The organism is Bacillus sp. FSL R5-0434, assembly GCF_038004745.1.
GTDB lineage: Bacteria > Bacillota > Bacilli > Bacillales > Bacillaceae > Bacillus > Bacillus halotolerans.
In genome coordinates, this window is sequence record NZ_JBBORV010000001.1 from 1828307 (window position 1) to 1844836 (window position 16530).

Consider the following 16530-nt stretch of genomic DNA (forward strand, 5'->3'; position numbering starts at 1 on the left):
AATTAACGATTACTGAGGTAGAAGAGCATCTTCAAAGTATGAAGCGTCAGTTGAATAGCCCGCTTTCAGAAGGTCAAAAAGGGTTATGGATGCTTCAAAAAATGTCTCCTGATATGGGTGCTTATAATATTCCTTTATGCTTTCGCATCAGCAAAAAATTACATGTCGAGACGTTCAAGCAAGCCCTTCTGTTTGTACAGAAACAATATCCTGTTTTAACGAGTGTGATTCAAGAGGAAAATGGCATTCCATTTCAAACGGTTCAGCCGTCGCAGGCTCTTCATTTTGAGGAAGCGGATATCTCAGCTATGCATTCAGCTGAGGTATTGCCCTACCTAAAAGAAAAAGCTAAAGAACCTTTTCATCTGGAAACTGGTCCGTTAATGCGCACATGTCTGTTTCATCAGTCAAACGAGGCATGCATTGTGCTTATCACGGTTCATCATATTATATTTGACGGTGTGTCAATGCTGACATTTATATCGACGCTTTTAGAGGCGTATCAACAATTGCTGCAAGGCGAAGAGTTGATGCTGCAGACTTTACCGGCCGATTATCCTGACTTTGTTGACTGGGAAAACCGTATGCTGGGCGCTAGAGAAGGGGCTGAGCATCTCGCTTATTGGAAAGAGCAGCTGTCCGGAACGCTGCCTATTCTTGAGCTGCCGGCCGACCGTCCCCGTCCTTCAGCACAAAAATATAAGGGGCAAGCTTACAAAAGCTTGCTCCCTCATAACCTGAGCAAGCAAATAAAGTCGTTAGTACGTTCTCATTATGTGAACGAATCTGTTGTGTACCTTTCTATTTATAAAGTGCTGCTGCATCACTATACAAAACAAAAGGACATCATTGTGGGAGTCCCGACAATGGGGCGGCCTGAAGACGGTTTTGAATCGATCATCGGGTACTTTATTAATATGATGGCTGTTCGGAGTAAAGAGATAGGAACCCAAACATTTCAAGAGTTCCTTCGAGACCTGCAGCTGACAGTGGCAGACGGACTTGACCATGCGGCATACCCGTTTCCGGCACTGGTAAGAGAACTGAATGTAGACCGCTCAGCAGCGGATTCTCCGATTTTTCAAACAGCCTTTCTCTACCAGAATTTCTTTCAGACAGCAGGCTTACAAAAAATGCTGGAACCATATCAAGCTCTTGGCATCAAATATATCGAAGACATTCGGCAAGAAGGGGAATTCGAGCTGGCGCTGGAAGTGTATGAACAAGAAAACGAAACAGTGCTTCATCTTCTTTATAACCCTGATATATATGAATTATCTACCATTGAAAGAATGATGGAGAACTACATCAAACTCACTGAAAACATCATTAACGATCCGTCTTTATCACTTGAAACATACTCTTTACAGTTAGATCAAGAACAAATCAGCTTGTTCGAGCAATGGAATGAGACAAAGACAAATGACTCCAAAGACAAGTGCATACATGAGATTTTTGAGGAAAAAGCGAAAAAAACCCCCGATGCGATAGCGGTCGTATTCGAAGAGGAGACTCTTACATATAAGGAATTAGATCAAAAAAGCACATCGCTGGCCATTTACCTTCAGGCACAGGGGGCTGGACCGGAACGACCGGTAGGGATTTGTGCAGAGCGTTCGTTTGATATGCTGATCGGAATTTTAGGGATTCTGAAAGCCGGCGGAGCGTATGTGCCTCTAGATCCGAACTTCCCTCAAGAACGATTAGCGTACATGCTCAAAGACAGTGAAGCGTCCATTGTCCTTACACAATCTAAAGTTCATGACAAAGTAAACAAATTAACTGATGACCATGTAAAAGTCATCAATATCGATTTGGCTTGCAGTCAAACGGACACAGCTCAACAAAAAAGTGGATTGAAACGAGAAGTCAAACCCCATCATCTCGCTTATATCATTTACACCTCGGGCAGTACCGGACAGCCTAAAGGAGTCATGGTAGAGCATCAGAGCATTATGAATACGCTGAATTTTCTTGAATCTCAGTATCCTGTCACTGCTGAGGACGCTTATTTATTAAAGACGAACTATGTTTTCGACGTATCCATATCGGAATTATTCGGCTGGTTTATCGGAAACGGCCGCCTTATTATTCTTCCGCCGGATGAAGAGAAATCACCGCAGATGTGCATGGATGTGATTGAAAAATATCAAGTGACCCATGTTAATTTTGTTCCTGCCATGCTGCATGTATTTTTAGAAACGGCGAAAGACAACAGGAAATTTACTGAAGAAGGACCAATCAAATACATGATGGTTGCAGGAGAAGCCTTTCCTAAGGAATTGGTGAAAAAGGCAGTATCCATCTTTAAAAACGGCCGTGTTGAAAATATTTATGGACCAACAGAAGCCTCCATTTACGCGACTTATTTCGGATGCGGAACAGGAGATATCGCCAGTCATCATACGCCAATCGGCAAGCCTGTATCCAATACGAAGATTTATATCGTGGACCAGCATTTGAAGCCTGTTCCGATCGGAAAACCTGGTGAGCTTTGTATCGCAGGCGACGGATTGGCAAGGGGCTATTATAACCAGCCCGGTCTGACAGCGGAAACATTTATTGACAATCCGTTTGAATCTGGGACCAAGCTTTATAAATCCGGTGATTCAGCAAGATGGCTGCCTGACGGGAATATTGAATATTTAGGCCGCATTGACAGCCAGGTTAAAATCCGAGGTTTCCGAATTGAATTAGGTGCAATAGAAACGAAACTGAGTGAATATCCGGGCATTTTAGATCAGGCAGTAGTGGTCAAACAGCTGGAAGGACATAAAAAGCTGGCTGCATATTATACGGAGCAAAATGGACATCCGCCTATCGATCCAAACGATTTGCGCCGCTGCCTGAAATCCAGCCTGCCGGAATATATGATACCTGCGCACTTTATCCGCCTGAATGAGATGCCGTTAACACCAAGCGGGAAAGTGAACCGCAAGGAATTGGAACATCGGAAGGTCATTTTAAATAATAGAAAAACACAACACTTACAGTTATCAGAAGTAGAGGGCAAAGTGCAGCTCATTTGGGAGGATATGCTGAAAGTCAGCGGTTTTGGGCCAGAGGACGGATTTTTCGATGTGGGAGGCGATTCACTTCTTGCCGTGGCCGTGGCGGAACGAATCCAAAAAGAATTTGACTGTGAATTCAGTGTAACGGAGCTGTTCGAGTACGCCAATATCAGGGCCATCAGCCAATACATTATTGAAATGAAAAACACAGATGCGGCGGCCATTCCTCAAAATGAAAGCAAGCAGAATGTGAAGAGGGTGAAACAAACGGAACAGAAAGCGCTGCCGCCGTATTTTGAAGACAGTATTGCCATTGTGGGGATCTCCTGCCAGTTTCCGGGGGCAAAAAATCATCATGAGTTCTGGAATCAAATCAAAGAAGGCAAGGAAAGTATTCAATTTTTTTCAAAAGAAGAACTGCGAGAAAATGGAGTGCCTGAAGAATTAATTCAACATCCTGATTACGTTCCTGTGCAATCTGTGATTGAGGGAAAAGATTTGTTTGACCCAGGTTTCTTTCAGATCTCTCCTAAAGATGCTGAGTTTATGGACCCTCAGCTCCGTCTCTTATTGCTGCATTCATGGAAAGCAATTGAGGATGCGGGCTATGTGGCAAAAGAGATTCCGGAAACAAGTGTGTATATGTCTGCAAGCAACAATTCCTACAGAACGTTATTGCCGAAGGAGAGAACAGAAGGACATGAATCTCCGGATGGCTATGTCTCATGGGTATTAGCCCAAAGCGGAACGATCCCGACGATGATCTCGCACAAGCTCGGATTAAAGGGGCCAAGCTACTTTGTTCATTCCAATTGTTCTTCTTCACTAGTAGGTTTGTATCAAGCGTACAAAAGCCTAACAGCTGGTGAATCTGAATACGCGCTTGTTGGAGGCGCAACCTTGCACGCGCAGTCAGGAATAGGCTATGTGCATCAAAACGGATTGAATTTTTCAAGTGACGGGCATGTTAAGGCATTTGACGCCGCAGCTGACGGAATGGCTGGAGGAGAAGGTGTAGCTGTCGTCCTATTGAAAAAAGCTGTGGATGCGGTAAGAGACGGAGACCATATTTACGCCATCATGCGCGGAATAGGAATCAATAATGACGGAGCTGATAAGGCCGGCTTTTATGCACCTAGCGTAAAAGGCCAAACAGAAGTCATACAGAGCGTATTGGACGAAACCGATATCCATCCTGAAACGATCAGCTACATTGAAGCACACGGTACAGGGACTAAATTAGGCGACCCTATTGAAATTTCTGCCTTAAACAAAGTGTACAAGCAATACACGGACAAAATACAATTTTGCGGAATCGGTTCGGTGAAAACCAATATCGGACATTTGGATACTGCCGCAGGGTTAGCCGGCTGCATTAAGGTTGCCATGAGCTTATCTCATAACGAACTTGCGCCAACTATCAACTGCCAGGAGCCGAATCCTAATATTCACTTTGACAGCTCTCCATTTTATGTTGTCCGCGAACGAAAATTATTACAGAAAAATCAAGGTGTACATCGGGCAGCGCTGAGCTCGTTTGGGCTTGGCGGAACGAACGCTCATGCCATATTCGAACAATATGAAAATGCCCAAGATACAAGAGCGGATAACGAAGGAAATCCTCCGTACCTCATTCCGGTATCGGCAAAGAACAGGGAGCGGCTGCAAGCATATGTAAAAGAACTGCTGACATTTGTCAGTCAAAATGATCTGACACAACACTCTTTAAGGGATTTAGCATACACCTTCCAGATCGGCAGGGAGGCGATGGACACAAGAGTTATTTTTATGGCGAGCGATTTGGAAGAATGGAAGCTGCAGCTGGAGCGTTTTGTGAATGGACAACCGTTGACAGAAGGCTGTATTCAAGGAGAAAAAACGCGAGTGAAATCCGCTGATCTCTTGCTTGGGGATGAGGAAACAGAAGAACTGGTTGCTTCATGGATGTCCAAAGGCAAACTGAAAAAGCTTGCCGAAGTGTGGGCCAAAGGTTTTCAGGTTGAATGGCGCCATCTTTACCCGAATACGAAGCCGCGCCGCATGAGTCTGCCGACATATCCTTTTGCTGAAGAACGGTATTGGCCTGACATCAGCACGGGCAATCGTAAAACAGCCGTACCATCACGCTTGCATCCTTTGGTGCACCAGAATACATCTGTTTTATCGGAGCAGCGGTTCAGCTCCAGCTTCACAGGACAGGAGTATTTTATTGCTGAGCATATCATTAAAGGGATGGCGATTTTGCCGGCAGCTGTCACGCTTGAAATGGCAAGAGCCGCTATAGAACAAGGAATTGGCGGTTTAGATGATGAGGAATCCGGAATCCGCCTGAAACATGTGGTTTGGATGCGTCCGGTTGTAGCGGGAGATGAGCCGGTTACAGTAAACATCGGGCTCTATGATGAAGACGGCGGAGATATTCTTTATCGGATGTATGGTGAACCGGAATCCGCTGACGCAGACCCAATTGTATATAACCAGGGCATAGCGGAATTATTTCAGCCAAAGCATGCGGAGGTATTGGATCTAGAGGCGATAAAGAATCAATGTAATCAAGGCTTGATGGACACCTCCTTATTTTATGAAGGCATGATCGGAGCCGATTACGGTCCAGGATACAAGAGTGTGGAGACCGTTTATAAAGGAGACGGCCAGCTGCTTGCCAAATTATCGCTGCCGGGATCTGTCTCTCATACAGCAGCCGATTATGCTCTTCATCCAAGTTTATTGGATGGGGCGTTACAGGCGGCTGAATATTTGCAAAACGTCACCAGGGCGGAGCTTTCTGACAGTGAAGACTTTAAAGCCGCACTGCCATTTGCTTTAGAGGAGCTTGAAGTCTTTCATGAATGCGTTTCTGATATGTGGGTTTATGTTCAATTCAATTCAAAAAATAAACCGGGCGATCTGATACAGAAAGTTGATATTGACCTATGCGATGAGCATGGCAGCGTTTGTATACGGATGAAGGGGTTTTCGACGAGAGTGATGGAGGCTGACATACAAACAGAATCATCACATTCAGAAACCTTATTGCTTCAGCCCGTTTGGAAAGAACAAAAGGCTGGCGGAAAAGCGGATAAAGAATATGCAGAGCATCTCGTGTTCCTCTGTGAATGTGATCAGGACATGAGAAAAAAGATCGAAGCAGAAATGGAGCATGTCCATGTCTTCATCCTGGAAGCAAGGCCTGCTTCAGTGGATGGGCGTTTTCATTCGTATACGGAACAGGTGTTTAGAAAAGTGCAAGCGCTGATTCGCGAGAAACCGAAAGGAGATATTCTGATTCAGATCGTGACCTCCACAGAAGGCGAGCAGCAATTGTTTTCTGGATTGACAGGGCTGCTGAAAACGGCCGAGTTAGAAACGGCTAAGCTGACCGGACAAATGATTGAAATCAGCAGTGAAGAAAGCGGGGAAAGTATCGCCCGCAAACTGAAAGAAAATCAAATAAGCAGCGGCACCCATATCAGATATCAAAACGGCACACGATTTATTGCAGATTGGAGTGAAATGAAAGCGGCAAGCCGTAACATCAGCATGCCGTGGAAAGACGGCGGCGTTTATCTCATCACAGGCGGTGCCGGTGGCTTAGGCCTTATGTTCGCAAAAGAAATTGCTGAACAAACAAAAAATGCGACAGTCGTTCTGACGGGCCGTTCACCTCTGAATGATAATAAAAGAGGGAAGATTGAAGAGCTTCGCGCCATAGGGGCCGAGATCACCTATCAGCAAATGGATGTTGCCGATAAAATCGCAGTGTACCAGTTAATGAACAATATCCAGAAAGAACATGGCCGTCTTGATGGCATTCTTCATAGCGCGGGAATTATTAAAGATAGCTATTTGGCCAAGAAATCAGCAGAAGATTTGCATGATGTGCTGGCGCCTAAAGTAAAAGGACTCGTTCACCTGGATGAAGCCAGCAAAGATTTGGCATTGGATGTTTTCATTCTCTTTTCATCTCTTTCGGGAAGTTTAGGCAGCATTGGTCAGGCTGACTATGCGGCAGCCAATGTATTTATGGATATGTATGCCGGATACCGCAGTACGCTAGCCGAACACGGTCAGCGGCATGGCAAAACGCTTTCTGTAAACTGGCCATTATGGAAAGAGGGCGGCATGAAGGTCGATCGTGAAACGGAGAAAAGACTTGTGCAGCTGGCCGGAATTGTTCCTCTGGAAGCAAAACAAGGCATACAAGCTTTTTATCAAGCGTTCAATAGTGAGGCAAGCCAAGTCATGGTGATGGAAGGCAACGTTCAGAAGATAAAACAAAACATGCTGTCAAAAACAGCCTCAGCACCTATTGAAAAGAGGGAAACAGAAAGCATGACTGAACCGGCAAAGAGCATTGACACAGGGAGTTTGCTGGATAAAGTAAAGGCGATGTTAAAGCGGGAGGTCGCCAAGCTATTAAAGGTTCCATTTGAAACGATTGATGACCATGCCGAAATGACGGTGTATGGGTTTGACTCCATTTCTATGACTGAATTCACCAACCATATCAATCGGGCATATAAACTGGCGCTGACGCCAACCGTCTTTTTTGACCATCCGACGATCCATGAGTTCGGCAAGCATTTGTCAGAAGAATATCAAGCGGTATTTGCGAAAATATTTGCTGTACGGACCAGGTCAAAGGTTCAGGCTCAGCCTGCATTTGAACAGGATAAAACCATACATGTCACCTCAAAAAGACGCCGAAAGCAGCCGGTTATGCTGCCGGCAACCATACAGAGTGAATCCGGTCCCGAGCCAATCGCAATCGTCGGAATAAGCGGCATTTTTCCTATGGCAAAAGATGTGGATGCCTACTGGAAGAACTTAAAAGAAGGCAAGGACTGCATGACGGAAATTCCGAAAGACCGCTGGGATTGGCGCGAATATGAAGGGGACCCTGCGAAGGAAGCCAATAAAACGAATGTAAGATGGGGAGGTTTTATTGACGGCATTGCGGAATTCGACCCATTATTCTTTGGCATTTCCCCGCGTGAAGCTGAACAAATGGAGCCACAGCAACGCTTATTATTGACTTACGCATGGAAAGCGATTGAAGATGCGGGGTATTCGGCAAAAAGTCTGTCAGGCACAAAAACAGGCGTATTCATCGGAACGGGAAATACAGGATACAGTTCTCTTTTATCTAAAGCGAACTCGGCAATAGAAGGGTCAGCGGCAGCTAACACGAGCCCGTCAGTCGGTCCGAATCGTGTCAGTTATTTCCTTAATCTGCATGGGCCGAGTGAACCTATTGATACGGCGTGCTCCAGTTCATTGGTAGCGATCCATCACGCCATTTCCTCAATCGAGGAAGGCACTTGTGACATGGCATTAGCCGGCGGCGTTAATACGATTATTCTGCCTGAGGTGTATATCAGCTTTGATAAAGCGGGTGCCCTGAGCAAAGAAGGCAAATGCAAGACGTTCTCAAATCGAGCTGATGGTTTTGCTCATGGGGAAGGAGCCGGCATACTGTTTCTGAAGAAGTTAAAAGCGGCCGAGGAAGCGGGAGACCATATTTATGGGGTGATAAAAGGAAGCGCAGTGAACCACGGGGGGCGTGCGGCGTCTTTAACGACGCCTAATCCGAAGGCCCAGGCGGAAGTCATTCAAACGGCATTCCAAAAGGCGGGAATCGATCCCAAAACGGTGACGTACATTGAGGCTCACGGAACAGGTACGGAGCTTGGAGATCCGGTTGAAATTAACGGATTGAAAGCGGCTTTTAAAGGGCTGGGTGTAAAAGAAGGAGACACTTCTGCTAATCATTATTGCGGCCTTGGTTCAGCGAAGACAAACATCGGTCATTTATCGCTTGCAGCCGGTGCAGCAGGAATTATTAAAATTTTAATGCAGCTTAAACACAAAACCTTAGTGAAAAGTCTCCATTGCGAGACTGTCAATCCGTATATTCAGCTTGAAAACAGCCCATTTTATATCGTTCGGGAAACAGAAGAATGGAAAGCGCTACAGAATGAGCAGGGGCAGAAGCTGCCTCGCCGTGCAGGCGTCAGTTCATTTGGTATCGGCGGGGTAAATGCCCACGTGCTCATCGAGGAATATATTCCGAAGGCGGACGCTGGCAACATACCGTCGATCACTTCTGAACATCCAGGTATTTTCGTCCTATCAGCTAAAAATGAAGCAAGACTGAAAGAATACGCACAGCAGCTGGCTGAAGCGTTAGACCAGCATATTTACAAAGACGAAGATCTCGCAAATATTGCTTATACGCTGCAAGCCGGGCGAGACGCGATGGAAGAACGGCTGGGGATCATTTCCGGGTCAATTGAGGATTTGCAAGACAAGCTAAAAGACTATGCAGCCGGCAAAAATAATGTGGAGGATGTATATAGAGGGCGGATTGATAAAGGAACGCTGCAAATGCTGACGGAAGATGAAGAAATTCAAGAAGCGGTTGAAAAATGGATGGAGCGCGGAAAGTATGCAAAATTGCTGGAATTATGGGTGAAAGGGCTTGATGTGGACTGGGCGAAGCTGTATGGCGAGAATGAGCCGCATCGCATTAGCTTGCCGACATATCCGTTTGCGAAAGACCGTTACTGGATTTCTGATTATGTCGCAAATAGGGGAAGCCTTGAAGCCGACAAAAAAGCATCTCACATCAGCGCATCTGTGTTACATCCATTAATGCATCAAAACACTTCGAATCTCTCGGAACAGCGGTTTAGCTCAATCTATACGGGAGAAGAGTTTTTCCTTGCAGATCATGTTGTCAAAGGCCAACGGATCTTGCCGGGAGTGGCCCATCTTGAAATGGCGCGGGCTGCCATTGAGCAGGCAGCCGAGGTACAAAACGGTCAGTATCGCATTACGCTCAAAAACACAGTGTGGGTGCGGCCGATTGTAGTCGGGGAGCAGCCGATGCAAGTACACATCAGGCTTTTTCCGGAGGAGCATGGTGACATTACGTATGAAATCTACGGCAACCCGGAAATAGCCGGTGACAAACCAATAGTATACAGTCAAGGCGGGGCTGAATTACATCCTGCTGCGGATACGCCGGTCATTGATGTAGCATCCCTGCGCAAGAAGTGTCAGCAAACTCATTTCTCTGTAAACGAAGTATACGACACCTATAAAATGATTGGTTTTGACTACGGTCCAGCTTATCGCGGTGTAGAAAAGATTTATACAGCTGAACATTTTGTATTGGCAAGATTGTCATTGCATCCTTCTGTCTTAGATACAATTGGCCAATTCAGCATGCATCCGGGTCTGATGGACTCCGCTTTACAGGCATCCAGCATTTTGACAGGCGCAGGAGATAACCGGCTGACGCTGCCTTTTGCGGTTCAAGAGCTTGAAGTCTTCGGGACATGCTCCTCGAACATGTGGGTATACGCCAGATTCAGTGAAGGCAGCAAAGCGACTGATAAGGTACAAAAACGGGATATCGATATCTTAGATGAGAACGGCAATGTTTGCGTACGGTTAAAAGGTTTGTCATTCAGAGCGGCAGAAAGCGACCCTAGATCAGCAGAGTCTGACCAAACAATGGAAACTTTGATGTTTGAGGAAAAATGGATGTCTAAGGAGATCGACAAAGACGGTCTGGAACCAGAATATGAACGGCATATTATCATGCTTTGTGAAATGAACGGACTCTCAAAAGACAGTATTGAATCAAAGCTCAAAGGAGCGGAATGTATAGTATTAGAGTCTTATCGGGAGGGTCTGGCAGAGCGATTCCAAGATTATGCCGAACAAGCGCTTGAGACGATACAGAGTATCCTCAAAAGCAAGCCGCAAGGCCATGTTCTGATCCAAATGCTTACCTCAGCGCAAAGAAAGCATTACTCTTTCTCAGGACTTTCGGCGCTCCTTAAAACGGCCGGGCTGGAGAATACAAAGCTGATCGGCCAGACGATTGAAATCGATACAAACGAAACTATGAATAGGATCGCAGAGATAGTCCAAGAGAATAAAAGAAACGCAGGAGATCAGCGCATTAAATATGAAAAAGGCAAACGGTACATCAATGAATTAAATGAAATTCATACGCCTGACCGTGAAATCAGATTGCCGTGGAGGGATCAGGGTGTGTACCTCATCACAGGCGGCGCAGGAGGACTTGGATTTATTTTTGCGAAAGAAATTGCAAGCCAAGTCAAACAGCCTGTTTTGATTCTTACAGGCAGGTCCGCGCTTAGCGCTGATCAGCAATTACAGCTTAGCGAACTGCAGCGTTTAGGTGCTCGTACAGAGTACAGACGGGTTGATGTGACTCAAACGGAGGCTGCGTCCGAGTTAATCACAAGGATCACAGCTGATTATGGCGACTTGCATGGTGTGATTCACAGTGCTGGACTGCTTAAAGACAACTATCTCATGAATAAAACAAATGAAGAACTTAAGCAGGTCCTCGCTCCTAAGGTAAAAGGGCTCGTAAATGTGGATAAGGCAACCGAGCATCTCGCGTTAGATTTCTTTATCCTTTTCTCTTCCATATCTAGTATCACCGGCAGCGCGGGACAGGCGGATTATGCGATGGCTAATGCATTTATGGACAGCTATGCCGCTTATCGTAATGCGCTTGTGACCGCCATGTACAGACACGGCCAAACATTGTCGATCAATTGGCCGCTGTGGAAAGAGGGCGGCATGCGTGTAAATAAAGAAACTGAAAAAATGACAATGAAAAATACTGGCGTTACGGCTATGCGAACCGAAACCGGCATTCAGGCACTTTATAAAGGGTTGGCTTTTGATAAAGATAACGTCATTGTCATGGAAGGTATCAGAGACATGATGAGAGAAAAGCTGTCTCAAAAGCAGCCTTCTGAAGATGTTCCGAATAAACCAGCGCAAGAACCGGTGACCCAGAAAGCAAGAATGGATCAAGACAGCTTATTGGACCAAATACAAGACATTTTAAAGCAAGCAATCTCTCAATTGCTCAAAATCAAAACTGAAGAGATTGATCCGGATATGGAGTTTAATCAATATGGATTTGATTCAATCACTTTGACTGAATTCGCTAATATATTGAATGAACAATACAAGCTGGATCTGACCCCTACAATTTTCTTTGAGCATGCAACTGTTTCTGCCTTTGCCGCGTATTTATCAGCAGAATATCAAAATACATTCTCGGCGCAATTTGCAGTACCTGTCAAGGAGGATCTGCCTGTACAGCCTGCGGAAAAAGCCATGAAAGACATCAGGTTTTCAACCGAAAACCGTTTTGGCAAACCAAAGGAGCTGCCAGTGAAGAATGCAGCCGAGCATGCGCCTGAGCCCGAACCTATTGCCATTGTAGGGATGAGCGGAGTTTTCCCAAAAGCAAAGGATGTTGAGGAGTACTGGATGAATTTGAAAGAAGGGACAGATTGTATAACAGAGGTTCCAAAAGACCGCTGGGATTGGCGTGAGTACTACGGAGACCCGCTAAAAGAAGCAAATAAAACGAACGTCAAATGGGGCGGTTTTATTGATGGAGTAGCCGACTTTGATCCGTTGTTCTTCGGCATTTCTCCGCTGGAGGCTGAGCAGATGGAGCCTCAGCAGCGTCTATTAATGACCTATGCTTGGAAAGCGATAGAAGAAGCGGGACATTCAGCCCAAAGCCTATCAGGAACCAAAACGGGCTTATTCATCGGTACTGGAAACACGGGATACAGCTCTCTTCTCTCAAATGTAGATATCGAAGGCTCTGCAGCTGCTAATATGAGTCCTTCTGCCGGACCGAATAGAGTCAGTTATTTTCTGAACATTCATGGACCGAGCGAACCGATTGACACGGCATGTTCAAGCTCACTGGTCGCCATTCATCATGCAGTTTGTGCAATTGAAGCTGGAAACTGTGAAATGGCGATCGCGGGAGGCGTCAACACGGTTGTAACACCGCAAGGCCACATTGCCTACGATAAAGCAGGGGCTCTGAGCAAAGAAGGAAAATGCAAAACGTTTTCTGATAAAGCCGATGGATTTGCGGTCAGTGAAGGTGCAGGCATCCTCTTCCTGAAAAAACTAAAGGCGGCGGAACGCGACGGCGATCATATTTACGGTGTGATCAAAGGAAGTGCGGTAAATCACGGAGGCCGCGCGAATTCTCTGACGACTCCTAATCCGAAGGCTCAGGCAGAAGTCGTAAAAACCGCTTATATGAAGGCGGGAATCGATCCGAGAACTGTGACGTATATTGAAGCGCATGGAACCGGAACGGAACTTGGCGATCCGGTAGAAATTAACGGGCTGAAGGCTGCATTTAAAGAACTGTACGAGAAAACGGGAGATCCTTCTGTTCATGCCAGCCATTGCGGACTGGGTTCAGCGAAGACAAACATCGGCCATTTATCGCTCGCAGCCGGTGTAGCCGGTGTCATCAAAATCCTGTTGCAGCTAAAACACAAAACGCTGGTAAAAAGTCTGCACAGTGAGACGATCAATCCGTATATCAGATTGGAAGACAGCCCATTTTATATCGTGCAGGAATCCAGAGAATGGAAATCGCTGCGGGATGAAAACGGACGGGAGCTGCCTCGCCGAGCCGGAGTCAGTTCATTTGGCATAGGCGGTGTCAATGCCCATGTGGTCATTGAGGAATATATTCCAAAAGAAACTGCTCCATCTGAACAAGCGCCAGCAGTGACATCACAGAACCCGGGCATCTTTGTCTTGTCGGCAAAGGAAGAAGATCGCCTGAAGGACCAAGCACAGCAATTGGCGGATTTTATCAGCAAACATTCAATCTCAGATCGTGATCTCACTGATATTGCTTATACACTCCAAGAGGGGCGCGATGCAATGGAGGAGAGATTAGGGATTATCGCTGTCTCGGTTCAAGATTTGCTGGAGAAACTGTACCTCTTTATAGAAGGACAAACCAATGCGACCAACATGTATAGAGGCAGGGCGAATAAAGGGATATTACAGACACTCAGGTCAGACGAAGACATTCAGAAAACACTCAAAAATGACTGGGAACCCGAAGTTTATACAAAACTGGTTGAATTATGGGTAGCAGGATTAAAAATAGATTGGAACAAACTGTACAGCGGCAAACTGCCTAACCGCATCAGCTTGCCGACCTATCCATTTGCAAAAGAGCGCTACTGGATATCGGATATGAAAGAGGAGGCAATCACGCAAAAGGCACCGACAAAAACTGTCGATACAGCAGTTTTGCACCCATTAGTACAAACCAACACTTCTGATTTGACAGAGCAGCGTTTCAGCTCAATCTTTACAGGCGCTGAGTTCTTTTTCAACGACCACAAGGTGAAGGGAAAGCCGGTCATGCCGGGGGTCGCGTATCTTGAGATGGTGCATGCAGCCATTTCGCAGGCAGTGCGAGGGCTCAAAGATCATCAATCTGTCATTCATATAAAAAATGTTGTTTGGGTGCAGCCGATTGTGGCGGACGGTCAGCCTGTCCAAGTGCATATCAGTCTTGAACCTCAGCACGATGGTGAAATTGCTTTTGAAATCTTTACAGAAGACGGTGAGAGCGCACGAAAGGTACACAGTCAGGGCAGTGTTGAGATAAGAGAAGCAGGAAACATTCCTTCTCATAATATCAGCGCGCTGCAATCGCAATGCAGTCAAAGCATACTGTCAAATGAACAGTGCTATGAGTTATTTAAAGCGATCGGCATAGAATACGGGCTTGGTTTTCAAGGAATACAGCAGCTTTACATTGGCCGCAATCAAGCGTTGGCAGAGCTTTCGCTGCCGTCTGGAGTATCTCAAACGCTGAACGAATTTGTACTTCATCCGAGTATGACGGATTCTGCTTTACAGGCGTCGATCGGGTTAAAGCTTAATTCCGGAGATGAACAGCTTTCATTGCCTTTTGCACTGCAGGAGCTTGAGGTATACAGCCCATGTACAGAAAACATGTGGGTCTCTGTCGCCTCGCGTCCAAACGAGGACAGAATACAACGGCTGGATATTGATCTATGTGATGAACAAGGCCAGGTATGTGTAAGAATCAAGGGCATTTCCTCAAGAGTGATAGAAGAAGACATACAACGCCCGGAAAAAATAAAACCATCTGACAGCAAGGCGTCTCTTAATGGAGCGCTTCTAATGGCGCCGGTATGGGATCAAGTGCAAACGGAGAATAGCAGGATCATTCCGTCTGCTGATGAGCGTGTTGTCATTCTAGGTGGGGATGAAAACAGCAGAAACGCTGTACAAAGACAGTTCCCGCTTGCCAAAGAGCTGCACATCATGCCGCATGATTCTATTCATCAGTTGGCAAACGAGCTTGAAGCATTAGGGGCATTTGACCATATTGTGTGGATTTCTCCTTCCCATATTGCGGAGTACGAAATCGGTGATGACATGATTGAAGCCCAAAACCAAAGCGTTATGCAACTGTTCAGGCTCATTAAGGCGATGCTTTCTTTAGGCTATGGAGAGAAGACGATAAGCTGGACGGTCGTGACAGCGAATACGCAATGTGTTGGTCAGCATGACATTGTCAATCCAATTGATGCCGGTCTTCACGGTCTGATCGGCTCGATGGCAAAAGAATATACAAATTGGCAGACAAAACTGATCGATGTAGATCGAAATAAGGATTGGCCGGTGGCTGAAATCTTTTCCCTGCCTTTCGACCAAGAGGGAAATACTTGGGCGTATCGGAACAAAACCTGGCACAAACAGCGTCTGATCCCTGTACACAGCAATCAGCCTGTGCACACCAAGTATAAACACGGAGGCGTTTATGTGGTCATAGGCGGTGCGGGCGGAATTGGAGAAGCTTGGAGCGAATATGTGATTCGAACATACCAAGCGCATGTCGTTTGGATTGGCAGAAGAACAAAAGATGCATCCATTCAAAGCAAGCTGGACAGACTTGCGCGTTTAGGGCCGGCTCCGTTTTATATCGAAGCTGATGCCGCAAACCGAGAGGACTTGGAACGCGCTTATGCAGCCATCAAACAAATACATCGGGAAATCAACGGAATCATTCATTCTGCCATCGTTTTGCAAGACCAAAGCCTGATGAATATGGACGAGGAACGTTTCAGAAATGTTCTTTCTGCAAAAGTGGATGTAAGTGTGCAAATGGCTCAAGTCTTCCAGAAAGAGCCGTTGGACTTTGCTTTGTTTTTCTCTTCCGTACAATCATTTGCAAGAGCTTCAGGACAGAGCAATTATGCTGCCGGCTGCAGCTTTAAGGATGCTTTTGCTCATCGGCTTTCACAAGTATGGCCTTGTACAGTAGCTGTGATCAATTGGAGTTATTGGGGCAGCATTGGTGTTGTTTCCTCACCTGATTATCAGCGAAGAATGGCGCAGGCGGGCATAGGCTCCATTGAAGCCCCTGAAGCGATGGAAGCGTTGGAACTGCTGCTCGGGGGGCCGCTGAAACAGCTTGTGATGATGAAGATGGCAGACTGCGAAACGGGCAATGACTCAGGACAGAATGACGAAACAATTGAGGTGTATCCGGAAACTCACAGCTCCGCCATTGAGAAACTGCGAAGCTATCACCCGGGAGACAGCACAACGATACAACAACTGTTATAGGAGGGGAAAG

1 protein-coding gene is annotated in these 16530 nt (G+C 46.1%); it reads left to right on the forward strand.

Annotated elements, in window-relative coordinates; genetic code table 11:
* Positions 1 to 38 precede the first annotated feature (38 nt).
* Positions 39 to 16520, forward strand: a complete 16482-nt coding sequence (locus tag NYE43_RS09285) for a non-ribosomal peptide synthetase (protein WP_341062724.1) — start codon at positions 39 to 41, stop codon at positions 16518 to 16520.
* Positions 16521 to 16530: the final 10 nt, after the last annotated feature.